Annotated in this window: 21 protein-coding genes; 15 read left to right on the top strand and 6 right to left on the bottom strand. The window is 61.6% G+C overall.

What is annotated here, in order from left to right; genetic code table 11:
* Positions 1 to 14: 14 nt before the first annotated feature.
* From MTP37_RS01310 to MTP37_RS01295, 4 genes are all read right to left on the bottom strand, one after another.
* On the bottom strand, positions 15 to 1,397 hold the full coding sequence (locus MTP37_RS01310; RefSeq protein ID WP_249237865.1) for an MATE family efflux transporter: 1,383 nt from the start codon (positions 1,395 to 1,397) through the stop codon (positions 15 to 17).
* Positions 1,398 to 1,735: 338 nt separating this feature from the next.
* Positions 1,736 to 2,341, bottom strand: a complete 606-nt coding sequence (locus MTP37_RS01305; RefSeq protein WP_249237864.1) for a cytidylate kinase-like family protein — start codon at positions 2,339 to 2,341, stop codon at positions 1,736 to 1,738.
* Between the two features lie 44 nt (positions 2,342 to 2,385).
* The gene (locus MTP37_RS01300) at positions 2,386 to 3,756 is read right to left on the bottom strand and encodes a hypothetical protein (RefSeq protein WP_249237863.1); all 1,371 of its coding nucleotides are present in this window, start codon (positions 3,754 to 3,756) and stop codon (positions 2,386 to 2,388) included.
* A gap of 78 nt (positions 3,757 to 3,834) precedes the next feature.
* Positions 3,835 to 4,677 carry a DUF624 domain-containing protein gene (locus MTP37_RS01295; protein WP_249237862.1) on the bottom strand — a complete coding sequence of 281 codons (843 nt, stop codon included), beginning with the start codon at positions 4,675 to 4,677 and terminating at the stop codon, positions 3,835 to 3,837.
* Between the two features lie 219 nt (positions 4,678 to 4,896).
* On the opposite strand from MTP37_RS01295, the gene MTP37_RS01290 reads away from it, so the two are divergent.
* The 12 genes from MTP37_RS01290 to MTP37_RS01235 all read left to right on the top strand — a co-directional run bounded on the left by MTP37_RS01290 (position 4,897) and on the right by MTP37_RS01235 (position 16,198).
* Positions 4,897 to 5,622: a lysophospholipid acyltransferase family protein gene (locus tag MTP37_RS01290; RefSeq protein WP_249237861.1), complete on the top strand. Its 726-nt coding sequence runs from the start codon at positions 4,897 to 4,899 to the stop codon at positions 5,620 to 5,622.
* Between the two features lie 40 nt (positions 5,623 to 5,662).
* Positions 5,663 to 6,415, top strand: a complete 753-nt coding sequence (locus MTP37_RS01285; protein WP_249237860.1) for a hypothetical protein — start codon at positions 5,663 to 5,665, stop codon at positions 6,413 to 6,415.
* Positions 6,416 to 6,418: 3 nt separating this feature from the next.
* Positions 6,419 to 6,598, top strand: coding sequence for a hypothetical protein (locus tag MTP37_RS01280; protein WP_249237859.1), 180 nt, complete (start codon positions 6,419 to 6,421; stop codon positions 6,596 to 6,598).
* A 303-nt stretch (positions 6,599 to 6,901) separates the two neighbouring features.
* Positions 6,902 to 7,972: a bifunctional chorismate mutase/prephenate dehydratase gene (locus tag MTP37_RS01275; protein WP_249237858.1), complete on the top strand. Its 1,071-nt coding sequence runs from the start codon at positions 6,902 to 6,904 to the stop codon at positions 7,970 to 7,972.
* Positions 7,969 to 9,012 carry a 3-dehydroquinate synthase gene (gene aroB, locus MTP37_RS01270; protein WP_249237857.1) on the top strand — a complete coding sequence of 348 codons (1,044 nt, stop codon included), beginning with the start codon at positions 7,969 to 7,971 and terminating at the stop codon, positions 9,010 to 9,012. The genes MTP37_RS01275 and aroB overlap by 4 nt, the downstream gene beginning before the upstream one ends.
* A 3-nt stretch (positions 9,013 to 9,015) precedes the next feature.
* Positions 9,016 to 10,161: a chorismate synthase gene (gene aroC, locus MTP37_RS01265; protein WP_249237856.1), complete on the top strand. Its 1,146-nt coding sequence runs from the start codon at positions 9,016 to 9,018 to the stop codon at positions 10,159 to 10,161.
* Position 10,162: 1 nt separating this feature from the next.
* Positions 10,163 to 11,425, top strand: coding sequence for a shikimate kinase (locus MTP37_RS01260; protein ID WP_249237855.1), 1,263 nt, complete (start codon positions 10,163 to 10,165; stop codon positions 11,423 to 11,425).
* Complete coding sequence (locus MTP37_RS01255; RefSeq protein WP_249237854.1) at positions 11,406 to 11,870, top strand: type II 3-dehydroquinate dehydratase; 465 nt, start codon at positions 11,406 to 11,408, stop codon at positions 11,868 to 11,870. Before MTP37_RS01260 ends, MTP37_RS01255 begins: the two co-directional genes overlap by 20 nt.
* A 21-nt stretch (positions 11,871 to 11,891) precedes the next feature.
* Positions 11,892 to 12,908 (top strand): 3-deoxy-7-phosphoheptulonate synthase, encoded by a 1,017-nt coding sequence (gene aroF, locus MTP37_RS01250; protein WP_097776943.1) that lies wholly within the window; start codon positions 11,892 to 11,894, stop codon positions 12,906 to 12,908.
* Positions 12,909 to 13,078: 170 nt separating this feature from the next.
* The gene (gene aroA, locus MTP37_RS01245; protein ID WP_249237853.1) at positions 13,079 to 14,356 is read left to right on the top strand and encodes a 3-phosphoshikimate 1-carboxyvinyltransferase; all 1,278 of its coding nucleotides are present in this window, start codon (positions 13,079 to 13,081) and stop codon (positions 14,354 to 14,356) included.
* Positions 14,346 to 15,209 (top strand): prephenate dehydrogenase, encoded by an 864-nt coding sequence (locus tag MTP37_RS01240; protein ID WP_249237852.1) that lies wholly within the window; start codon positions 14,346 to 14,348, stop codon positions 15,207 to 15,209. Before aroA ends, MTP37_RS01240 begins: the two co-directional genes overlap by 11 nt.
* Before the next feature lie 29 nt (positions 15,210 to 15,238).
* Entirely contained in the window at positions 15,239 to 16,198 is a 960-nt protein-coding gene (locus MTP37_RS01235; protein WP_249237851.1) for a helix-turn-helix transcriptional regulator, read from the top strand.
* A 53-nt stretch (positions 16,199 to 16,251) separates the two neighbouring features.
* Here MTP37_RS01235 and MTP37_RS01230 read toward each other — a convergent pair whose 3' ends face one another.
* Entirely contained in the window at positions 16,252 to 18,297 is a 2,046-nt protein-coding gene (locus MTP37_RS01230) for an AAA family ATPase (RefSeq protein WP_249237850.1), read from the bottom strand.
* Positions 18,298 to 18,433: 136 nt separating this feature from the next.
* Here MTP37_RS01230 and pulA point away from each other — a divergent pair, with 136 nt between their 5' ends.
* Entirely contained in the window at positions 18,434 to 20,389 is a 1,956-nt protein-coding gene (pulA, locus tag MTP37_RS01225; protein ID WP_249237849.1) for a type I pullulanase, read from the top strand.
* Between the two features lie 51 nt (positions 20,390 to 20,440).
* Here pulA and MTP37_RS01220 read toward each other — a convergent pair whose 3' ends face one another.
* Positions 20,441 to 21,826 carry a S1C family serine protease gene (locus MTP37_RS01220; RefSeq protein ID WP_249237848.1) on the bottom strand — a complete coding sequence of 462 codons (1,386 nt, stop codon included), beginning with the start codon at positions 21,824 to 21,826 and terminating at the stop codon, positions 20,441 to 20,443.
* Between the two features lie 193 nt (positions 21,827 to 22,019).
* On the opposite strand from MTP37_RS01220, the gene mnmM reads away from it, so the two are divergent.
* Together mnmM and MTP37_RS01210 are read left to right on the top strand one after the other, a co-directional pair.
* Positions 22,020 to 22,886 carry a tRNA 5-(aminomethyl)-2-thiouridylate-methyltransferase MnmM gene (gene mnmM / locus MTP37_RS01215; RefSeq protein ID WP_249237847.1) on the top strand — a complete coding sequence of 289 codons (867 nt, stop codon included), beginning with the start codon at positions 22,020 to 22,022 and terminating at the stop codon, positions 22,884 to 22,886.
* A 226-nt stretch (positions 22,887 to 23,112) separates the two neighbouring features.
* The gene (locus MTP37_RS01210) at positions 23,113 to 24,717 is read left to right on the top strand and encodes a peptide chain release factor 3 (protein WP_207698798.1); all 1,605 of its coding nucleotides are present in this window, start codon (positions 23,113 to 23,115) and stop codon (positions 24,715 to 24,717) included.
* The last annotated feature ends 59 nt before the right edge of the window (positions 24,718 to 24,776 follow it).

Raw genomic sequence — 24,776 nt, 5'->3', positions numbered from 1 at the left:
TGCCCGCACCCGGGTCAGTGGTACAGGGGTGCGATGGTCGTTTTGTTGATACGCGCATAGAAGGCCAGACTCATCAGGACACTGACGATCTCAGCGATGAAGAAGGCCCACCAGACATTGTTGACATTGCCGGTCTGTGCCAGCAGCCATGCGGCCGGCAGCAGCACGAACAGCTGACGGCAGACCGAAACGATGAGGCTGAAGATGCCGTTGCCCAGTGCCTGAAACACCGAGCTGAGCACGATGCTGGCACCCGCCAGCAGGAAATGCAGGCAGATGATGCGCATGGCCGGGACGCCGATGGCCAGCATGGCATCGCTGGCCGCAAAGATGCCCAGCACCTGCCGGGGCGCGAACTGGAAGATGCAGAAGCCCACCAGCATGATGCCTTCGGCATAGCACACCGCCAGCTTGATGGTCTTTTTCACGCGGTCCGGCCTGCGGGCACCATAGTTGTAGCTGATGATGGGCACCATGCCGTTGTTCAGGCCGAAAATGGGCATGAACACGAAGCTCTGCAGCTTGAAGTAGACGCCAAACACCGCCACCGCCGTAGCCGAGAAGGCCATGAGGATCAGGTTCATGCCAAAGGTCATCAGGCTGCCCACGCACTGCATGGCGATGCTGGGCAGACCCACCGTGTAGATGCGGCCAATGGCCTTGGCACTGGGCCGGAAGCCCTTGAAGCTGATCTGGATATCCGGGTTTTTGTTCAGGTTGAAGAACAGGGTCATGCCTGCGCCGCAGAACTGGCCGATGACCGTTGCCACAGCTGCACCGGTGGTGCCGGACAGCGCCTGCCCGCAGTAGCCAAAGATGAAGATGGGGTCCAGAATGATGTTCACCACTGCACCCACCAGCTGGCTGATCATGCTCAGCTGGGTGCGGCCGGTCGCGGCCAGCAGCTTTTCGCCCATGGTCTGGGTGAAAAGGCCCAGACTGAAGATGCAGCACACCGAAAGATACTGGATGCCCTGCTGGGCAATGGCTGCATCACTGGTCTGCGCATAGAAATAGGGCTTCATGCAGGTAAGGCCGATGACCAGAAACACCACAAAGCTGCACAGTGAAAGAAAGATGCCGTTCTCTGCCGTAACGTTGGCACGGTGCTGGTTCTTTTCGCCCAGACTCTTGGACAGCAGGGCGTTGACGCCCACGCCGGTGCCCACGCCCACGGCGATCATCACGTTCTGCAGCGAGAACGCCAGCGAGACGGCGGTGAGGGCGCTTTCGCTCACATGGGACACGAACACCGAGTCCACCACGTTGTAAAGTGCCTGCACCAGCATGGAGATCATCATGGGTACGCTCAGCTTGACCAGCAGAGGGTTGATCTCCATGGTGCCCATGATATTTTCCCGCGCGGCGGGAGAGGTTTGGGATTGCTTTGTTTCCACGTTTGCTCCTTTTGACTTGAGATGGTTTTTGCAAGAGACATATTGCCGCACTTGTGCAGCTGGCAGGGCTTCTGAAAACCGGAAACGGCATCAGCGCCCGGGTTGCGGCTCCCAGCGTCCACTTCGTGACCGCCCATGCGGCACTCGTGTCCTGCTGGCCGCTGCCCCAACGGCTCCTCCCTGCATTCCCTCTTTTGTCGCTATGCGACATCTTCCCCCGGCCGGGGGAAGTCTTTGGCCGCAGGCCGCGGTCGTCGCCGTTGCCCGAAACGTGGGCAGGGCGCTTGCACACCCTACCCACGAATCATCGTTGTTTTATTTTTGAAGCGCTCCGGCGGTCAGCCGAGGTTCTTCTCCTTGGCGGCAGCTGCGTCCAGGATCATCTTCACGCAGGTTTCGCGGCCGAGAGCTGCGTTGATGGCCAGATCATAGTTGTGGGCATCGCCCCAGCGGTTCTGGGTGTAGTAGTTGTAGTAGGCAGAGCGGTTGCGGTCGGTCTTTTCCACCTCTTCCTTGATGCCCTTTTCGTCCTTGGCCTTGACCAGCGGGTTGGTCTTTGCGTATTCCAGCCGCCACTCCTTGGGTGCATACACGAACACGCGCAGCACATCCTTGCGCTCGCGCAGCACGTAGTCGCCGCAGCGGCCCAGGATCACGCAGGGGCCTTCCTCGGCCAGCTGCTTGATGATGCGGCTCTGAAGAATGAACACCTGATCGCCCAGCGGCAGCTCATTGCCCATGGTGTACAGGCTGTACAGCAGGCTGTGGGTATGCCGCTTTTCACTGGCGGCAACAGCTTCTTCCGAAAGGCCGGAATGCTTTGCAGCCATGGTGATCAGCTCTTTGTCGTAAAGCTTGATGCCCAGTGCATTTGCCACATCTTCTGCGATGTAGCGGCCGCCCGTGCAGTATTCACGTCCCAAAGTGATGATCGTCTTTGCCATAATGTGTTCCTCCTGTGTGTATGATTTCGCTCAGGTGCTGCCGGTCATCTCTCCGGCTTTGCCTGTGCTTTGGAAGCCGGTCGTGCTGTATCCGGTGCAGGCTTCGGCTTGGGCAGCCGCACCTCCGCCACCCGCATGGTGCCGGTCTGGTCCACGGCGTACACGCTGCAGCGTCCGCCCTCGGCCATCTGCGCTGCCGGGAAGCGGATGCCGCCGTCCCGGGTGCGCTCCATGCAGTGGAAATTACGGTGGGCGGTGGTGGCGTGGGCCACACCGTCGTGCAGAGCGTAGGCCGTCCAGCCGGAAAAATCCTCCGGCAGCGGGTCGGTCTCACCGTGCTGTTCAAAGAAATAAACGCCCTCTTCCTTGCCGGGGACAAGCTCACAGCGCAGCCGCCGGGGGCGGTTGGATGCAATGTCGCGGGGCTTTGCGCGCAGGGCAATGGCCCGCCCGGTAAAGTAGCGCATAAAATCCACCAGCGCCATGGTGGTGCCCACCGAGCCATCGGAATCTGCCGCAGGGTCGTTGAGCTGCACCAGATCCACCATCCGGGCCTCGTCATGATCGAAGCCCCGCAGGCCCATCCAGACCCGCACCGGGTCCCGCTGGCCCCGCACGCGCCGTTCCACCTGCACCGCCACACAGCAGCCGTCGTGGATCTGGGCGCGCAGGTCGGCAAGGTCCATCCATGCCTGCCAGCAGGGGTAGCCGCAGCAACCCGCCGCAGCCGCTGCAAATGCGGCATTGCCGGTGGTCCTGTCAGCCATGTCCTCCATCACGTAGGCCACTTCCTCGGGCAGGATATCCTCGCCCCAGCAGTTCATCAGGGCCGCCATGACCAGCGGCAGATCCATGGTGCGGCCAAAGCTGGGGTCGTGGGCAGAAAGGCAGTATTCCGGCAGATAGAGCTGCCGGTTCAGCGGGTGGCCGCTGTGCTTTTCCCACGCCAGCGGCCGCACCGCAGCGGCCAGCAGCCGCACCTGCGGCGAAACCTTGTCGTCGTTGGTGGAAAGATTCACCTGCAGCTGCACGCCGGTGCCGCCGCCGGGCGTTGCCACGGTCACGGTATCGCCCATGAGGAAGATCATGCCGTCGTCGCTCTGGGAGGTGCAGCTGCAGCGGGGATAACCCGGTGCCCACTTGCCAAAGCTCATCCAGCCGGTCCATCGGCTGCCGGCATAGACCCGGCAGCGCACCTCCACCATGGTGTTGTGGGGCGCAAAGGCGTTCCAGCTGACATTCAGGTTGCAGAACGGCGGCATGGCAAACTCCGGCGTGGTGTAGCTGCCGTACTGCAGGCAGCGGCCCGCCACACTGTCCAGCACCAGCGCACCGCCGTCCAGCGCCACATTGTCCAGCTGCCCGCGGGAGAAGGTCTCGGTGCCCTGCAGGACCAGATTATTCCGTTGTTCCATGGGACACATCTCCCTTCTTGAAATTCACGCTGTTCGGTCGGTCCCGGAAAGCTCTTTGAGAAGCTTCCCGGCAGAAGATCATTTTTCGGTGTCGTCCTCGCCGGAATCATAGTCCTCTTTCAGGGCCGCTTCCAGCTCGGCATCCTTCATTTTGCGGATGCTCTCCTCGATGTGGAATACCTTTTCAATGTCGCCGTAGATGATCTGGCAGGACACCTCGGTGACGAACCAGAAGCCGAAAATGAGCATCAGCAGCAGGCCCAGCGGCATGCACAGGATCACCACGCCCCAGAACAGGATCTGCACGATGGCAGCCGCCAGTGCGTGGGGCAGGAAGGCGATCATGCAGTTGAGGCTGTTTTTCATCGTCAGGCTGAAGGGCTGATCCAGCAGCACCACCTGCGGCCACATGTAGGCGAACAGCATCTGGAAGATGAGCAGGTTCAGCACCGTGGCCACCCACAGCGGCACGCCCACATTGGTGCCCTGCGCCAGCATGCTGAAGCAGAAATACACAAGGAAGATCTGCATCGTGACCACGACGCAGTAGAAGATGCCCGGCGCAATGCTGGCCTTGAAGTTGCGCTTGAAGGCGCGGCGGTAGGTCACCCACCAGTAACCGGCCTCATCGCGCAGGGCGCGCAGCACGGTATCGTACATGCCGGCCAGCGCAGGCCCTGCCAGAATGCCGCCTACCACCGCGCTTGCCAGCATGACAGGCAGGCTGTTTGCCAGAAAGCCGATGTACACCAGACAGATCACCGGCAGAAAGCCGATGCAGGCCAGCAGGTTTGCAAGGAACATGCCGTTCATATCACGGCCCACAAGCTCAAAAAAGCGGCCTATGCCAGTCTTGCGGGGGGCGTCTTTTTCCACGCCCTTGCCAGCTTTGAAGTCGTTTGCAGAAGGAAATAAACCCATATTCTATGGTACCTTTCTCTTTCTCCCATTGGTCCAGCAAAGGTGTTTCACACAGAAAGTGCCATTGTGCTGGCTTTACAACTATAAATATACCCGCATTTTGTCAATTTTGCAAGACCGCAGATCCTCCGATTTGTAAAAAAAGTGTTATTTCTCCCCTTTTTACAAAAAGTGTGATACAATGACAATGGCATATTTTGCCGAAGGGAGGAAAACACAATGAGTATTTTTCGCACGATTGCGATGTTTATCTACTTATTTGGTTATATGATCGTCCATTATGGCGTGCTGCGCCGGGCGGAACGCGCCCTGGCTGCAGGCGACACGCAGCTGGTGGAAGAGCTTGTCAACAAGCATATCCCGCACTGGAGCCGGGGCATTTTAAAGGTGACCGGCGTTTCCCTGAGCGTGGAGGGCCTTGAGAATATCCCCAAGGACACCCCCTGCGTGTTTGTGGGCAACCACCGCAGCTACTACGACATCCCGCTTTTGCTGGCCAGTCTGGATAAGCCCCACGGCATCCTTGCCAAGGAAGAGCTGGAAAAGATCCCGCTTCTGAACCGCTGGATGAAGCTGCTGGGCTGCGTATTCGTCCAGCGCGATGACCTGCGGGCTTCCGTCCGCGCCCTGAACGATGCCACCGCCATTGTGGAAAGCGGCAAAAGCTTTGTCATCTTCCCGGAGGGCACCCGCTACAAAGGGGAAGAAGGCGGCGCCGGCGAGTTTAAGGCCGGTGCGTTCCGCATTGCCGTCAAGACCGGCGTGCCGGTGGTGCCGGTAGCCCTGACCGGTGCCCGTGCCCTGTTTGAGGGCAACGGCAACCTGTGCCATCCGGGCAGCGTGCATATTAAGGTGCTGCCGCCCATCCGGACCGAAGGCATGAGCAAGGCCGAGCAGAAGCAGCTGCCCGATGCAGTGCGTCAGGCCATTCTGGCACAGCTGTAAGGGCCCGCGCAGCCGAATCATCAAAATCAGGAGTTTTTCTATGGCAAGCTACCGTTATGAACGTGATATCGACCCCAAAGACCTCCAGCCCCGCAAACAGCGCCAGTACACCCGCAAGGAACGCTGGGCCAACTGGTGGGACTACAATCTCAAGTGGGTCATCATCATCGGCATCATCGTGGTGTTCTTCGGCTACAACTTCATCGGGCAGTACTTTTTTACCGTCCATGCAGATTACAATGTGGCGGTGGTGGCCCCCCACTACCTGCCGGAAGCCACCCAGACCGCCCTGCAGGACGCCCTTGCCGCCTACGGTGAGGACCGGAACGGCGATGGCAAGGTGGTGGTAAAGCTGAATCTCTACACCATGGACTTTGGCAACGAGGAGTCGGACGCCTACCTTGACATGGCCGGCACCACCAAGCTTTCCACCGACATTCAGGGCGCGCTGAGCTCCATCTTCATCCTGTACGACCCCGCAGGCTTCCAGAAGACCACCGGGACCCTGCGCTACCTTGACGGCAGCCTGCCCCAGTCCGATGCAGACAGCGACTGGTGGAACATGGTCTACCGCTGGACCGACTGCCCGGTGCTGACCAGCCTTGATCTGGGCGATTATGCCTCCGATGCCGTGCAGAGCGAAAGCGGCTCCAGTCAGGAGCTGCTTAGCCGGTACTACATCGGCATCCGCGGTGCATGGAACAAGGACACCGCCGACCTGCTGGCTGGCGGCGAGGCGCTCTGGAGTGCCCTGACCGCCGGGGCTGTTTCCACCGCCGGGGCCAAGGGGTGAGCCATGCGATTCCGGATAACGCGCGGCGGGCCCGCCGCACAGCTCCGCTTTGACCGGACGGCAAAACCGGTGGTAAAGCCGGAGCCGGAAAAGCCGGTCTCCCTTGCGGCGGCGCTGGACAATCCCTACGGGAGATATTACGGCAAGGCAAGAAGCAGGGAAGAGCTGCTGAAAAACAGATAATGTGCAAATAAAACTCCCCCAGTCGCCTTCGGCGACAGCCCCCTCGGGGATGGGGCCCTTGGCAGAGCCGGAAACTTTTCCGCTTTGTCAAAGGCTCCCTCTTTGAGGGAGCTGGCAAACCCGCAAGGGTTTGACTGAGGGAGTTCGTTTTCTATTTTGTTCCTTTTACACATATCTCATTTGAAATATTCTCCCCTTTGAAACGCCGGAGGCCTTGTTGTTTCTCCGTCCCAGTTATGGTATACTTACTGGGTATCTGAGAATCAAATGGCCGATCTGAGCCATATAAAAGGATGTGAACCCATGGACGCACTGGAACAGGCACGCGCCGAGATCGACGCAGTGGATACCCAGCTTGCCGCACTGTTTGAGCGGCGGATGGCCGCCGTGCTGCAGGTGGCAGAATACAAAAGAGCTCACGGCCTGCCCATTTACGACGCTGCCCGCGAGACGGCAGTGCTGGAAAAGGCTGCGGCCCGCATTCAGTCTCCCGCCCTGCGGCCCTATTATAAGGATCACGTGCAGAACCTGATGGATGTGGCAAAGCAGTACGAAGCCGTGGTGCTGGGCCAGAACCGCGCCGCCTATCAGGGCGTGGAGGGTGCCTTTGCCCACATCGCCCTCCGGGCGCTGTTTCCCCACGCCGAGGCCGTGAGCTACCCTACCTGGGACGAGGTGTTTGACGCGGTGGAACGCGGCGATGCCGCCCGGGGCGTCGTTCCCTTTGAGAACAGCCATGCAGGCGATGTTTCTGCCGTGCTGGATCTGTGCTACAATCACCCGGCGCTGTGGGTGGTGGATGTGTACGATCTGCCCATCTCCCAGAACCTGCTGGTGCTGCCGGGCACAAAGCTCGACCAGATCAAAAGCGTCTACAGCCATCAGCAGGCCATCGCCCAGAGCGAGACCTTTTTAAGGCAGTTCGGCCTGCCCGCCACCGCCATGGCCAACACCGCCATGGCCGCAAAGTTCGTGGCCGAAAGCGGCGACGCCTCCAAAGCGGCCATTGCAAGCGTGGAGACGGCGGCGCTGTACGGGCTGGAAGTGCTGGTGCCCAGCATCAACACCGACGGCGACAACACCACCCGCTTTATCGTGCTCAGCCGCGAAAAGCCCACCGGCGGCAACCGCTTCTCGCTGCTGTTCACGGTGGACAACAAGCCCGGCAAGCTGGGCGAGGTGATCCAGATCATCGGTGCCAGCGGCTTCAATATGGAATCCATCAAGAGCCGGCCCATGCCCCATGTACCCTTTGAATATTACTTTTACGTCGAGCTGGTGGGCGACCCCACCGCCGATGAGACCGCCGCGCTGCTGCGCGAGCTTGACCGCACCTGCCGTACCGTGCGGCTGTTAGGAGTGTATACCAAATGAGTGAATTTATCGGAACCAAGCTGACTATGAATCTGGGCGAGCGCAGCTACGACATCATCGTGAAGAGCGGCTCGCTGGAAAACCTGTACCAGTTCGCCCGGCTGGACCGCCGGGTGGCGGTTGTCACCGACAGCGGTGTGCCTGCACAGTACGCCCAGATGGTGGCCGACCAGTGCAAGGATGCCCGCATCATCACGGTGCCCCAGGGCGAAGCCAGCAAGAGCTTTAAAATTCTGGAATCCGTGCTGCGCCAGATGCTGGAATTCGGCATGGGCCGCGGCGATCTGGTGATCGCCGTAGGCGGCGGCGTGGTGGGCGATCTGGCCGGTTTTGCCGCTTCCATCTACATGCGGGGCATCGACTTCATCAACTGCCCCACCACCACCCTCTCCATGATCGATTCCTCCATCGGCGGCAAGACCGCCGTGGATCTGGGCGATACCAAAAACATCGTAGGTGCCTTCTGGCAGCCCAAGCTGGTCATCGTGGACCCGGACACCCTTGCCACCCTGCCCCGCCGCCACTTCATCAACGGTCTGGCAGAAGCCGTCAAGGCCAGCCTGCTGGCAGACCCGGAGCTGTTCGCGATCTTTGAAAATGGCGATGTGGATGCCCAGATCGGCGAGATCATCTGCCGCAGCCTGCGGTTCAAGAAGAATATCGTGGAGCAGGACGAAACCGAGCAGGGGATGCGCAAGGCCCTGAACTTCGGCCACACCATCGGCCACGGCATCGAGGCCGTCAAGGGCATCAAGGGCCGCCGCACCGTGGGCCTTTACCACGGCGAGTGCGTGGCGCTGGGCATGCTGCCCATGATCGAATCCAAGGCACTGCAGAAACGGGTGCGCGCGGTATACCGCCGCCTCGGCCTGCCCACCCGCACCACCTACGATAAGGAAAAGGTGCTGGCTGAAATGCTGCACGACAAAAAGGCACAGAGCGGCCAGATCACCATTATCAAGGTGCCGGGTCTGGGCTGCTGGCGCGCCGAGACCATCCCGGTGGAGGGCCTGCGTCCCCTGCTGGGCATTGAGGAGTAAGCCATGAAAAATACATTCGGCAGCGACCTTTCGCTGACCATTTTCGGCGAGAGCCACGGCCGCGCCATCGGCGCGGTGCTGGACGGCATGGCCGCAGGCCTGCCGGTGGACGAGGCCTTTCTCGCCGCCTGCATGGACAAGCGCCGTGCCCGGGGCGACGGCCTGTCCACCCCCCGGGTGGAAGCGGATGCCGTGCAGCTGCTGTCCGGCGTGGTGAACAGCCGCACCACCGGCACCGCCATTGCCCTGATGATCGAAAATACCAACACCCGCAGCGGCGATTACGCCAAGACCGCAGACCTTCTGCGCCCCGGCCACGCAGACTATACCGCCTACGCCAAGTACCACGGCTTTCAGGATGCCCGGGGCGGCGGGCACTTCTCCGGCCGGGTGACGGCCGCCCTTGTGGCGGGCGGTGCCATCGTGCTGAGCGCACTGCACCGTGCGGGCATCGACATCACCACCCATATCGCGGAGTGTGCCGGCATTGCGGACACCCGCTTTGCGCTGGACGATGCCGCGCAGCTGGCTGCACAGGTGGAAGCCCTTGCCAGCAAGCCCGAGGGCTTTGCGGTGCTGGACGAGAGCGTAGAAGAACCCATGAAAGCCGCCATCCGTGCCGCCGGAGCCGAGGGCGACAGCGTGGGCGGGATGCTGGAAACTGCCATTCTCGGCCTGCCGGCCGGCATCGGCGAGCCCTATTTCGACAGTGTGGAGAGCGAGATCGCACATCTGGCGTTCTCGGTGCCCGCCGTCAAGGGCATCGAGTTCGGCACCGGCTTCGGCTTTGCCGGAATGCGCGGCTCTGAAGCAAACGACGCCTTCCGCATGACGCCGGAGGGAGCAGTCGTCACTGCCACCAACCACAATGCGGGCGTCAACGGCGGCATCGCCAACGGGATGCCGGTGGTGTTCCGCACCGTGGTCAAGCCCACACCCAGCATCTACAAGCAGCAGGACACGGTGGACTATCTTGCCAAAAAGGACGCACAGCTGTCCATTCAGGGCCGGCACGATCCCTGCATCGTGCCCAGAGCCGCCATCGTGCAGAGCTGCGCCGCCGCACTGGCTGTGGGCGATCTGCTCACGGCACGCTACGGCGAGGCCTGGATGACCCACCCCACCAGCTTCCGGAAGGAGGACGAGTAAAATGGAATACGGACTCATCGGCGCAAAACTCGGCCACTCCTACTCCAAGATCATCCACGAGATGCTCTGCGGCTACCACTACGACCTGTGCCCTCTGCCCACGGAGGAAGAGGCCCGGGCCTTTCTGACCAGACGGCAGTTCAAGGCCATCAATGTCACCATTCCCTATAAGAAGCTGGTGATGGAATACTGTTCCTACATCGACCCGCGGGCCAAGGCCATTGGAGCGGTGAACACGGTGGTGAACAAAAACGGCCTGCTCTATGGATACAATACTGATTACATGGGCTTTGCCCACCTGTGCGACGCCCACGGCGTGAATTTTGCAGGCAGGACCGTGCTCATTCTGGGCACCGGCGGTACCCACAACACCACCAGCGCTGTGGCCCGGGACAAGGGCGCGGCAAAGGTGCTGACCGTCAGCCGCCATCCGGACCCGGAAAAGGGCGAACTGAGCTATGCCGAGGCCGTTTCCAGCGGGGCGCAGATCGTGGTAAACACCACCCCGGCGGGCATGTACCCGAATGTGGGGGTGTGCAATCTGGACGTTGCCGCCATGCCGGGCCTCGAGGCTGTAGTGGATGTGGTGTACAACCCCGACAAGACCGAGCTCATCCTCCGCGCCGAGGAAGCGGGCGTGCCGGTGGCTGTGGGCGGCCTTGAAATGCTGGTGGCGCAGGCAGTGTATGCCGCAGAATATTTTCTGGACCGCAAGTTTGAGGATGCGCCGGTTGAGATCCGCCGCATCACCGCCGCACTGCGCCGCGACATGCTGAACATTGCTCTCATCGGGATGCCCTCCTGCGGCAAGACCACCCTCGGCAGGTTGCTGGCAAAGAGCCTTGGCCGCACCTTTGTGGACCTCGACGAGGAGATCGTAAAGACCGACGGCCGCAGCATCCCGGATATTTTCTCTGCCGAGGGCGAGGACGGCTTCCGCGCCCGGGAGACCGCCGAGGCCCGCCGTTTCGGCAGGGAGGGGCGGCAGCTCATCTCCTGCGGCGGCGGTATCGTGAAACGGCCCGAAAACCTGCGGGCGCTGCACCAGAACGGTGTCATTCTGTTCATCGACCGGCCATTGGATGCACTGACCGTGGGCGGCGGCAGACCGCTTTCTTCCAGCATGGATGCTCTGCGCCAGATGGAAGCCCAGCGCCGCCCGCTGTATCTGGCCGCAGCAGACGCCGTGATCCCCAACAACGGCACATTGGACGAAGCCCTGCGTGCCGCCATGGAGGCATTGGATGAAATTTTTGATTCTTAACGGCCCGAACCTCAATCTTATGCGCTGGTCAGAGCCGGGCGTGCCCGGGGAGTTGGACTACAACGCCATCATGGACTATGTGCAGGCAGGCTGCGAACAGCTGGGCATTGAGACTGACTGCTGCCAAACGAACCACGAGGGCGACCTTGTGGACGAAATTCAGGCCGCAGCGGGCCGGGTGGACGGCATCGTGCTCAACCCCGGGGCCTACGCCCACTACAGCGTGGCCATTCTGGACGCCCTGCGCCTGTGCGGCGTGCCCGCCGTGGAAGTGATGCTGCACGCCCCGGACGAGCGGGAGCCCTTCCGCAAGACGGACGTGGTGTCCTTTGGCTGTCAGGGCCACTTCATCGGGGAAGGCCCGCAGGGCTACCTGCACGCCTGCATCTATCTGGCCCAGCTGCTGCGCACCGACGGCTCCAGCAAGGCGCATATCGTGATGTAAAAACGAAAGGAAATTATCACTATGATCATCTCCACCAAAAAAGGGACTCCGAAGGACGAACTGGAAAAGATCGTTGACAAATTCGAGAAGCAGGGTCTGGACGTGACCCTCATCACCGGCAAGAACTACAATGTGTTCGGTCTGGTGGGCGACACCACCAAGATCGACGAGCGGGACGTGCTGGCAAACCCGTGGATCGATAATGTTACCCGCGTGTCTGCGCCCTATAAGCGCGCAAACCGCCTGTTCCACCCGGCAGATTCAGTCATCGACTGCGGCGGCGTGAAGATCGGCGGCAAGGAAAAGATCGCCGTCATGGCAGGCCCCTGCAGCATCGAGGGCGCAGAGCAGGCTCTGCGCATTGCACAGGGCGTCAAGGCCGGCGGTGCCACCCTGTTCCGCGGCGGCGCTTACAAGCCCCGCACCTCTCCCTACTCCTTCCAGGGCCTTGAGACCGAGGGTATCCTGGACATGGTAAAAGCCCGCGAGGCTACCGGCATGCCCATCGTCTCCGAGCTGATGAGCGAGGACCGCATCCCCGAATTTGAGGAGTACGTGGACGTGGTGCAGATCGGTGCCCGCAACATGCAGAACTTCCAGCTGCTCAAGGCCGTGGGCAAAATGCACAAGCCTGTTCTGCTCAAGCGCGGCCTGTGCAACACCATCGAGGAGTGGATCATGAGCGCTGAGTATATCATGGCCGGCGGCAACGAGCAGGTCATCCTGTGCGAGCGCGGCATCCGCACATTTGAAAAGTATACCCGCAACACTCTCGACCTGTCCGCTGTGCCCATCATCCACGAAAAGACCCACCTGCCCATCATCGTGGACCCCAGCCACGCCACCGGCAAGGCCAATCTGGTGGAGCCCATGATGATCGCCGCCGTGGCCGCCGGTGCCGACGGTCTGGAAGTGGAGGTCCACTACGACCCCCAGCACGCATGGAGCGACGGTGCCCAGTGCCTGACCCCGGACAGCTTCGCACAGGCCATGGCAAAGTGCCGTCAGGTGGCATGGGCCATTGGCCGCGATATGTAAAAGGCAAGCGTCCTCGCCCTCTCAGTCTCACATTCGTTCGACAGCTCCCCCAAAGGGGGAGCCCTTGGCAAAACCGGAAACTTTGCCGTACTGCCAAAGCCTCTCACTTTGGGAGAGGTGGCATCGCGTAAGCGATGACGGAGAGGGCAAGCCGCCTAAAGGGTTTATCTATGCTTGTAACAATAATACGATCCCCCCGTAAAATTTCCGGCACCATCATCGCCCCGCCCAGCAAGAGCATGGCCCACCGTGCAGTGCTCTGCGCCGCGCTGGCCGAAGGACGCAGCCATATCACCAATCTGGAATTCAGCAAGGACATCTCCGCCACGCTGGGCGCAGCGGCACAGCTGTGCGCCCGTGTGCGCACCGGCGCAGACGATGCCGTGGTGGAAGGACTGGGACATTTTGTGCCCCTCGCCGCGCCGGTGGACTGCTGCGAGAGCGGCAGCACCCTGCGCTTTCTCATCCCCATCGCCAGCCTGACCGGACAGGCTGTGACCTTCACCGGCCGCGGGCGGCTGATGGAGCGTCCCCAGTCGGTGTATGAAGCTCTGTACCGGGAGCAGGGCCTGCGGTTTGAGCAGAGCGCTGCCGGGCTGACCGTAGAGGGCGCACTGACCCCCGGCAGCTACCGGCTGGCAGGCAACGTGTCCAGCCAGTTCATCAGCGGGCTGCTGTTTGCCCTGCCGCTGCTGGCCGGAGACAGCACGCTGCACCTTATCCCGCCGGTGGAGAGCCGCAGCTACATCGACATGACCCGTGCGGTGCAGGCAGCCTTTGGCGTCGAGAGCCGCTGGCAGGACGAAAACACCCTTGTTCTCCCGGGCGGGCAGACCTATCACCCCTGCGATTATACCGTAGAGGGCGATTACAGTCAGGCCGCGTTCCCGGCGGTGCTGGGGGCTGCGTGCGGCAGCGTGACCATCACCGGCCTTGCTCCGGACACCCTGCAGGGAGACGCCGCCATTCTGGACATCCTGCGCCGGTGCGGCGCGGTGTTTACCCGCACGGCAGAGGGCATCTCTTTTGAAAAGGCCCCCCTGCACGGAGTGGACATCGACCTTGCGGACTGCCCCGACCTTGGCCCTGTGCTCATGGTGCTGGGGCTGCTGTGCGAGGGCACCACGGTCATCCGCAACGCAGAGCGGCTGCGCCTGAAGGAGAGCGACCGCATCGCGGCCATGGAGGCCGAGCTGCGCGCAGTGGGCGGCCTAGTGGAAAGCGAGGGCGGCACCATCACGGTGCAGGGCTGCGCAGACAGGCTGCACGCCCCGGCGGGCGTTTTGCACGGCCACAACGACCACCGTGTGGTCATGAGCCTTGCGGTGCTGAGCCTTGCCACAGGCATCCCCCTGACGGTGGACGATGCCGAAGCCATCACAAAAAGCTGGCCGAATTTCTTTGAGGCCATCAAGCCCTTGGGCGCGGAGGTGGAACATGTTAGATAAAACAAAGCGTTATCTCGTGGTGGGCCTTGGCCTGCTGGGCGGCAAGTACGCACTGGAGCTGACGAAAGCCGGCTTCCATGTGGACGGCATCAACCGCAGCGAGGGGCATTTGCAGTACGCCCTCAGCCACGGCTATATCGCCAGCGGCAAGACCCACGATTTTGAGGATCTGGTACAGCAGGCCGACCACATCATCTTCGGTCTGTATCCCACAGCCCTGCTGGAGTGGTTCAAAACCTACGGGCATCTGCTCAAGCCCGGCTGCATTTTTACGGATGTGTCCGGCGTAAAGACCGGCCTTGTGGAGCCGGTGCAGGCCATGTGCCCGGCAGGCGTGGAGTTCATTGCCAGCCACCCCATGGCGGGCCGCGAGACTTCCAGCGTGGAGCACGCCGCCGAGGTGAATTTTGCCCCCGCCAACTTCATCATCACTCCCACCGAAAAGAACACCCCGGAGGCCATCCAGTGGCTGCAGGAGCTGGCCGAAGTGCTGGGCTTCCACCACATCTGCACCCTGACGGTGCAGGAGCACGACCGGATGGTCGGCTACGTGAGCCAGCTGTGCCACGCCATCGCCGTGAGCCTGATGTGCGCCAACGACAACTCTTCGCTGTGCGAATACACCGGAGACTCCTTCCGGGATCTGACCCGCATTGCACGCATCAACGATAAAATGTGGGCAGAACTGTTTTTGTGGAACAAGCAGAACCTGATCAGCGAGATCGACCAGTTCGATGCCGCTCTGCAGGAAATGCGCTCTGCTCTCGTGGCCGACGACCGGGATAAGCTGGAACAGATGTTCCGTCTTTCCACCCAGCGCCGTGCGGCCTTTGACAAAAAACTGCCCGAATAACCTGAATTTGGAAAGCCGGAGGTATTGCCATGCCCAAGCAGGAAGGCCAGAAATCCAAGCTTTTGACCCTTTTGCGCATCCTTGAGCAAAAGACCGATGAAGAACACCTGCTCAATGTTCCCCAGCTGGTGCAGCTGTTGGAGCAGCAGGGCATCCTTGCCGAGCGCAAGAGCATTTACAGCGATATCGACACCCTGCGCTCTCTGGGCTTTGACGTCCAGCTGCAGCGGGGGCGCGGCGGCGGCTACTGGCTGGCCAGCCGCACCTTTGAGCTCTCGGAGCTCAAGCTGCTGGTGGATGCCGTGCAGGCCAGCAAGGTCATCTCTGCCCGCACCAGCCGAAAGCTCATCCACAAGCTGGAAGCCCTCTGCTCCGACTACGAGGGTTCCCAGCTGCAGCGTCAGGTGTATGTGGACGGCCGCCCCAAAAGCGACAGCCACACCCTGCTGTACAGCATCGACGCCCTGCACAGCGCCATCAACGCAGGCCGGATGGTGAGCTTCCGGTACAAAAAAGACGGCACCCGCACCGTGAGCCCATGGCGGCTGGCGTGGGACGGCGGGTGCTACTACCTCATTGCCTATCAGGACGAGAAAGAACCTGCGGGCATCCGCAACTACCGTGTGGACCGCATGTCTGCCGTGACAGTGCTGGACGAAGCGCGCCGGGGCAAAGCCGAGTTCCGCCAGTTCGACCTGCCCGCCTACCTGCGCAAGCACTTCAGCATGTTCGGCGGGCCGGAGCATCTGGTCACCCTGCGCTGCACCGCCGACCTTGAAAGCGCCATGCGCGACCGTTTTGGCAAAGCACCGGTCTTTGTTCCGGAAGAAGACGGCACCCACTTCCACTTTGATGTGCCGGTGTGCGTCAGCCCCCAGTTCTACGGCTGGGTGTGCGGCTTTGACGGCAAGGTGGAAGTGACTGCCCCCGCCGAGGTGCGGCAGGGGATGCGGGAAATGGCCCAAAAATTAGCGGAGATGCATCAATAACCGAAAAGAACGGCTCCTGCCCATTGGGTAGGAGCCGTTCTCATATATGGAAGTTATTCCTCAAATTCCAGATCGCCGGGCAGGATCAGATCCAGCTCCGCGTCCGGCTCTGCCACAAGGCGGCGGCTCTGGTGGAAGATGGCCTTTTCCAACGTGTTGCGGGCAAGACGGCCGTTGCCGGCGGTGCGGCTGTCCAGCGCCTGACGGCGCTTGTAGTAGCCCAAAAGCGGGAAGGTGCAGCCCTCGGCAAGGCGGTAGCCCTTGCCTTTTGCCAGCACGTTGGTGATGTCCAGCAGCTCGTCTGCCGTGTAGTCCGGGAACTCGATCTTGTTGGGGAAGCGGCTGGCAAGACCGCTGTTGGCGGTAAGGAACACTTCCATCTCCCGGGTGTAGCCCGCCAGAACGACCACCAGCTCGTCCCGGTGGTCCTCCATGCCCTTCACAAGGGTGTCGATGGCTTCGAGGCCAAAGCTGTCCTGCTCGCCGCGGTAGAGGCTGTAGGCTTCGTCGATGAACAGCACACCGCCCAGCGCGCTCTCGATGACGCTATTGGTCAGCGGGGCGGTGTGGCCGGTGTAGCGGCCCACAAGGTCGGCGCGGGTCACTTCCACCAGCTGGCCGCCCTTCAGCGCGCCGATGGCCTTGAGGTACTTTGCCACCAGCCGGGCAATGGTGGTCTTGCCGGTGCCCGGGTTGCCGGTGAAGATCATGTGCATGGAAAGGCTGGCAGTCTTGAAGCCTGCCGCCGCGCGGCGCTGCTGCACCTGCAGGTTATCCGCCAGACCGAACACATACTCCTTGACCGCCCCAAGGCCCACAAGGCCGTCAAGCTCTGCGCGGACCGCTTCTGCGGCCCCCGTGTACTCGGCGGGCAGCAGGGCAGACAGGTCGGCGGGGGCGGCATTGTTCAGTGCAAACTGCACGCCCTCCGGCTTTGCGGTCAGGGTGACAGTGCCGGTAAGCTTTGCATCGGTCTGCAGGCAGTATTCACTCAGGGCACGGAAGATCTCATCACAGGCTTCCCCAAGGCCCGCTGCGCCCTTTTCTTTGGTGCACCGGGCTGCAACATAGTCCCGCACATCGGCCCCTGCACAGAGGGTCAGACCAAGGCGGGCGCTCACCTTCTGGGCCAGCGCATTCAGCTGCTGCGCCGCCAGCGCTGCAAGGTCCTCGCGGGCAAAGGCGCTGGTGGCGCACACATCGCCCACCGCCGCCACAAAGGGCGCACCGAACTTATCGGCCAGCGCGTCCCGGCCCTTGCGGGAAAAGAAGATGAGGTACTTGCCGCAGGGGGTGATGCTGCTCACTGCGCCCGGGGCCAGCGCCGTGCCCGCATCCACAAGGATGCCCTCCTTGTTCACCAGATACCGGCTGGAAAGCGGCGCACTGCCCTTGACGGCCAGATCGGACAGCATTTTCAGGAAGCCGGGGTGGCAGCTTTCGTAGTGCTCAAAGATCACGATCTCCCCGGGTGCGTGCAGGGCCGCGTACAGATCCTGCAAAAACAGCTTTTCCGCACCGGAATTGGGGTAGAGGGCAAGGTCCACCACTGCGGTTTTGTCGCTCTGCAACAGGCCCCGCGCCGCCATGATGCGGGCGGTCTCTGCCAGCGCAAAGTGCCGTCCGGTGCCTGCACCTCCGCAGATCAGGATCACGTTGCGTGCCGCAGGGCGCTCGGTGCCCAGCACAAAGGGCCGGCGCATGGCGCGCACCACACTGTCCACAAAGGCGTCCTGCCCGAGCACGGTCTTTTTCACCTCGGCGGCAAGGCCCTCAAAGCTGCCCAGCTGCTCGGCGGGCAGGTCTGCCGTACCTTTGGCAAGCAGACCGTCGGCTTCCATATCCCGCAGCATCTGGCGGCTGTCCTTCAGTGCAGACTGCACCGCGTCATCCTTGGTTCTGAGCTGAGCATTCTGCTTTTTGAGCAGGGCATCCAGCTGCTTCTGGTTTTCCAGCAGGGCAGCGTTCAGGTCCGGCACGGCTGAGGTCCCGGATTTCTGCGGCTTCGCCTCCGGCTGGGCGGTGCCGCCAAAGCGCGGCCTGCCCCCTGCACCGAACACACCGTTCATAAGGTTTTCCCAATCGTCGGTATATGCCATGGTTTGCCCTCCGTTTTTGTCGTTTTCTTCCAGTATAGTGTACCCGGACAGGTTTTGCAATTCCCTCTTGCAAAAAAGACCGCCGGTGTTTACACTTATATCTGATAGGAAATCTGCAAGAAGGAATGAAGAAACTATGACCGTCAAAACGCCAGCCGAACTGAAAACGCTATACGAGAGCATCTCCTTTGACCTTCAAACCACCTACACCGGCCCGCTGGGGCAGGAATATGCTGTTTCCGGCACCCATCTGCGCCTGTGGGCACCCACGGCGCAGAGGGTGGAGGTCAGCCTTTACCGCAAAGGCAGCGGCGGTGAGCCCATAGGCACCCTGCCGCTGGAGCGGGGGCAGCAGGGGGTGTGGAGCATCTATCTGCCCGGCGACCAGCACGGACGATACTATACCTATACGGTCACAGTGGATGGCATTTCGCGCCAGACCGGCGACCCCTACGCCCGCGCTGCCGGTGTGAACGGCACCCGCAGCATGATCGTGGACCTTGCCCGCACCGCCCCCTCCGGGTGGGAGCGGGATGTGCGTCCGGTCATCCCACCGGAGCAGCGCGCAGTGTGGGAGGTGAACGTGCGCGACTTCTCGCAGGATGCTGCCAGCGGCGTGCGCCCGGCATGGCGGGGCAAGTTCATGGCCTTTACCCAGCAAGGCACCACCCTGCACGGGGACGGCATCCACCCCACCTGCCTGAACTACCTCCGGCGTCTGGGCGTGAAGTATGTGCAGCTGATGCCCATTTTCGACTTTGGCAGCGTAGACGAGGCAAAGCCGCTGCTGCGGCAGTACAACTGGGGCTATGACCCCACCAACTACAATGTGCCCGAGGGCAGCTATTCCACCGACCCCACCCGCGGCGAGGTGCGCATCCGGGAGTGCCGGGAAATGATCGCAGCCCTGCACGCGGCAGGCATCGGCGTGGTGATGGATGTGGTATACAACCACATGTATCGCAATGAGAACCCGCTGAACGATACCGTGCCCTGCTACTTTTTCCGCCAGAACGAGGACGGCAGCTTTTCCAACGGCAGCGGCTGCGGCAACGAATTTGCCAGCGAGCGGCCCATGGCCCGGCGGTATATGATCGATTCCATCCTCTACTGGGCGCAGGAATACCACATCGACGGCTTCCGGTTCGACCTGATGGGCCTGTACGATGTGGAGACCATCAACGCCGTGCGCGCCGCGCTGGATGCGCTGCCCGGCGGGCGGGATATCCTGATGTACGGCGAGCCGTGGCAGGGCGGCGGCAGCCAGCTGCACCGGTACGAGGCCAACAAGGCCAATCTGTCCATGCTGAACGATCGCATCGGCATCTTCTGCGACGACACCCGCGACACCATCAAGGGCGGCTGCTTCAACGCCCGGGAGCCGGGCTATGTGGAGGGCAGGCCCGGCAGCTTCTGGGACATCGGCGGTGCGGTAGCGGCATGGTGCCGCAGCGACCGTCTGCCGCCCCACGCGCCCAGCCAGATCGTGAGCTATGTTTCCGCCCACGACAACTTCACCCTGTGGGACAAGCTGCTTTTGGTCCGGTACGAAAAGCCGGAGTTCACGGCGGCAGACGGCACAGCCCTTGCCCAGAACCGGCTGGCGGCAGGCATTTACCTGACCAGCTTCGGTCTGCCTTTCCTGCAGGCGGGCGAGGAGTTTGCCCGCACCAAAAAAGGGAAGGGCAACAGCTACCGCTCCTCGCCTGCGCTGAACCGGCTGGACTGGGAGCGGGCCGAAAAATATCATGCACTGGTGGACTACTACCGCGGCCTGCTGGCGCTGCGGGCAAGGTTCCCGCAGCTTTCCAGCACCGACCCCCACGCGCCGGATGCCCTGCACTTTTTCTCGCTGGAGCAGCCGCTGGTGGGCTGGCTCCTGCCGGCACAGTGGGGCGATGGTGCGGCATGGCAGGCGCTGTGTGTGTTCTACAACCCCACCGATGCCGGCAGGACCGTGCCGCTGCCGGTTGGGCGCTGGCAGATGCTGAGTGACGGCATTTCCTCCAGCCTGTGGCGCGGCCCGGCAAGGGTGTGCGAGCACGAGGCCGTGCTGATGCCTTACAGCGCTACTATCTTCGGACAGATATAAAAAAACAGGAGCGGATGGAAAACTCTCATCCGCTCCTGTTTTCTATTTTGTTCAGCTGTTGGAAGCCGTCTTTTCGCCCAGCGTCACATTGACCGTCTGCATCTGGCCTTCACGCGCAATGGTGATGGAGAGGGTGTCGCCTGCGGCATGCTTCTGCATCAGGGTGCCAAGGTCGTCTTTAGAGGCGATCTCGGTGCCGTCCACGCTCACGATGCGGTCTCCGGCCTGAAGACCCGCCTTCTCGGCAGGGCCGCCCTTGACCACCTCCATAACGTAGACACCGTAGGCGTTCACGCCCAGCTGAGCTGCAGTCTGTGCATCCTCAACGGCCAGATAGGTGATGCCCAGATAAGGCCGTCCGGTCACATAGCCGTTTTCCAGCAGCTCCTGCGCCACCTTGATGGCGTCGTTGATGGGGATAGCAAAGCCCAGACCCTCGGCGTCGCTGGAAGAGGATTTTGCGTTCACAATGCCGATCAGCTCACCGTTCATGTTGAACAGGCCGCCGCCGGAGTTGCCGGGGCTGACCGAAGCATCCATCTGGATCAGGGACATGGTGTTCACAGAACTGCTGCCCTGAATGGTGACGCTGCGGTTCAAAGCGCTGATCATGCCGCCGGTGACGGTGCCGCCCAGCTCACCCAGCGGGTTACCCACAGCCATCACGCTCTGGCCCACCTTCAGGCCGTCGCTGTTGCCCACGGTGGCGGGGGTCAGACCGTCGGCGTCGATCTTGATGACCGCGATATCGCTGGTGGTATCCTCGCCCACGAGGGTGGCGGTATAGTCCTTGTCACCAATGGTAACGGTGATGGTAGAAGCGCCGTCCACCACGTGTGCGCAGGTGAGGATGTAGCCGTCCGAGCTGATGATGACGCCGCTGCCGGCGCCGCTCTCCACCTGATTCTGGCCGTACCAGGACCACTGGGAATAGACCACCTGCTCGGTGGTAATGACCACCACGCTGGGGCTGACCATATCGGCCACCTGCTCGGTGGTCAGGCCGGTGCCGGTGCTGGACGCTGCGGCGATGCTGCTGTCCGCGCTGTCGGAGCTGCTTGCCGTGGAGGAAGGTGCCACCTGCTGGATGACCACCTTACCACTGCCGCCGAACTTTGCGCCCACAAAGCCGCCGGCAAAGCCCATGGCTGCGGCCAGCACCAGCGCCACCGCACTGCGTGCGATGCGCCTGCCGGTGCCCTTCTTCTTTTTGCGGGGCGGCTTTGCGCCGGTCTGCGGCTGCACCGGCTGTACCGGCGGCGTGGTGCCGTCTGCTCCGCCGGCCGTCTCAGGCTCTGCTGCGCGCGCCTCCGGCTGCGGGTCATTGTACTGGTTGGCGGTATTCATGCCGCTGCTGCCCACATTGGGATAGCCGGTGCCGCCTTCGGGTCTATTCTGAGAGGAATAATCATATTCCCACTTGTTCTCGTTGCCCATGTTGATACTTCCTTTCCGTAGAGGATCTGCCCACAGGAGCCATGCTCCTTTGAACTGTTCTCATTGTAGCGGACAATTGTGAAAATCAATCGCTTGCGCAGTGAAGAAACTGTGAAATAAAGACACACTTTCTGCCCTTGACAGCAGCCCCCGCACTTGCTATTTTAGAAGCAGATTCAGGAGGGAACACACCATGGAGCTGCACCGCACGAAGGAGGGCTTTGCCCTTTACAAAGAGAAAACACAGATCGGCTTTTGCACCCTGACCCCGGCCCCGAAGGGGGCCGCCATCGCCGCCCTTTGCATCCAGCCCCAGTGGCGGCGCAAAGGGTACGGTTCCTATTTTCTAAAAGAAATCTTGCGCAGCTTTGCCGGATATGACCGCGAGCAGGCCACGGTGTTCACCGCCCCGCTGCCCGCCGATGCCGCAGAGCTTGCGTTCTGGGCAAGGTTCGGCTTTGCGGCAGAGGGGCCGCAGCTGGTGCGCCGCCGCACCCCGGACCTGACAGCAGTCCGGTTCGTGCAGGACTTTTTAGCCGCACGGCTGGGCCGCCCGCGCCTTTGCATCGATGCCACCTGCGGCAACGGCGGCGACACAGCCTTCCTGTGCGGACTCACCGCCCCGGAGGGCAGGGTGCTGGGCTTCGACATCCAGCCCGAGGCCATTGCATCCACCCGGAAGCATCTGGAGCAGCTGGGCGTGCCTGCCGCCCGGTATGAGCTGCACTGCCAAAGCCACACAGACCTTTTACAGTTTGTGCAGCCCGGCACGGCAGATGCGGTGATGTTCAACTTTGGCTGGCTACCCGGGGCCGACCACGCAGTGTTCTCCACGGCAAGCAGCAGCATCCCCGCCCTGCAGGCGGCTTTGGAAGCCGTGCGGCCCGGCGGCGTGGTGAGCGCCATCCTCTACAGCGGGCAGGTCATCGGCACAGACGAAAAGCAGACGGTGCTGGAATATCTCCGGGCACTTCCGCTCAAAAGTTTTACCGTTCTGGTGTGTGATTTTGCCAACTGGGCCGAAACCGCACCTCTGCCCTGCATCATCCTGAAAAAATAACGAAAACACTTGCATTATGGAGCGTTTTCGGATAAAATAGGGTGCGTATGTGTAAAAAAGATAGCTCGCCCTCTCAGGCGCTGACGCGCCAGCTCTCCCAAAGGGAGAGCCCTTGGCAAAACCGAAAAGTCTGCGGGGACTGCCAAAGCCTCCCACTTTGGGGGAGGTGGCATTGCGTGAGCAATGACGGAGAGGGCGAGGCCGTTTTCAGGAGAAATAATAGTTTATGACAAATCGTGAAGAAATCGAGCGCCGCCGGACGTTTGCGATCATCAGCCATCCCGACGCCGGTAAGACCACTCTGACCGAAAAGCTGCTGCTGTACGGCGGAGCCATCAATCAGGCAGGCTCCGTCAAGGGCAAGCAGAGCGCAAAGCATGCCGTGTCCGACTGGATGGACATTGAGAAGCAGCGCGGTATTTCCGTCACCTCCTCTGTCCTGCAGTTCAACTACGCGGGCAAGTGCGTGAACATTCTGGACACCCCGGGCCATCAGGACTTCTCGGAGGATACCTACCGCACCCTGATGGCGGCAGACTCTGCCGTCATGGTCATCGACGCCGCAAAGGGCGTTGAGGCACAGACCATCAAGCTGTTCAAGGTGTGCACCCTGCGCCACATCCCCATCTTCACCTTCGTCAACAAGATGGACCGCGAAGCCCGCGACCCCTTTGAGCTGATGGAGAACATTGAGGAGATTTTGGGCATCAAGACCTACCCCATGAACTGGCCCATCGGCTGCGGCAAGGAGTTCAAGGGTGTGTTCGACCGCAACACCCGCAAGGTGCTGGCATTTTCCAGCGACGGCCGCGCCAACGGCGTGAAGAAGGTGGATGAGACCGAGGCCGAGCTGGGCGATCCCGCACTGGACGAGCTGCTCACCCCCTACCTGCACCAGCAGCTGGTGGATGAGATCGAGCTGTTGGACGGCGCTGCCGAGGAATTTGACCTCGACAAGGTGCTGCGCGGCGAGCTGAGCCCCGTGTTCTTTGGTTCTGCCCTGACCAACTTTGGCGTGGAGCCTTTTCTGGAGAACTTCCTGCGGCTCACCCCCACCCCGCTGGCCCGCGTGGACAGCCTGACCGGCGAGACCGTGGACCCCTGCCGCGACGAGTTCTCGGCATTCATCTTTAAGATCCAGGCCAACATGAACAAGGCCCACCGCGACCGCATCGCCTTTATGCGCATCTGCTCCGGCAAGTTCGAGCGCGGCATGGAGGCCTTCCATGTGCAGGAGGGCAAGAACATCAAGCTGGCCACCGGCACCCAGCTGATGGCGCAGGATCGCGCCATCGTGGACGAGGCATACGCCGGTGATATCATCGGCCTGTTCGACCCGGGCATCTTCTCCATCGGCGACACCCTGTGCACCGGCAAAAAGAAGGTCCAGTTTGCGGGCATCCCCACCTTCTCCCCGGAGCACTTTGCCCGCATTGAACAGAAGGACACCATGAAGCGCAAGCAGTTCGTGAAGGGCATGGAGCAGATCGCGCAGGAGGGCGCCATCCAGATCTTCCGCGAAGTGGGCGGCGGCATGGAAGAAGTGGTGGTCGGTGTGGTCGGCGTGCTGCAGCTGGAAGTGCTGGAGTACCGCCTGAACACCGAGTACAACGTGGAGATCCGGATGCAGCAGCTGCCCTTTGAGCAGCTGCGCTGGGTGCAGAACGACCCCGACACCTACAACCTGCGGGATCTGGACCTGACCAGCGACACCAAGGCTGTGGAGGATATGAAGGGCAACCGCCTGCTGCTGTTCACCTCTGACTGGGCCGTGCGCTGGGCCGAGACCCACAACGAAACGCTGAAACTGAGCGAGTTCGGCAATATCTGAGTTGAAAGAGAGCTGCGGTGCGGGAATATCCTGCAGCTGCGGCTCTTTTTTCATAAAGC

Origin of the sequence: Faecalibacterium sp. HTF-F (assembly GCF_023347535.1) — a bacterium.
GTDB lineage: Bacteria > Bacillota > Clostridia > Oscillospirales > Ruminococcaceae > Faecalibacterium > Faecalibacterium wellingii.
This window is presented reverse-complemented; position numbering and strand designations above follow the sequence as displayed.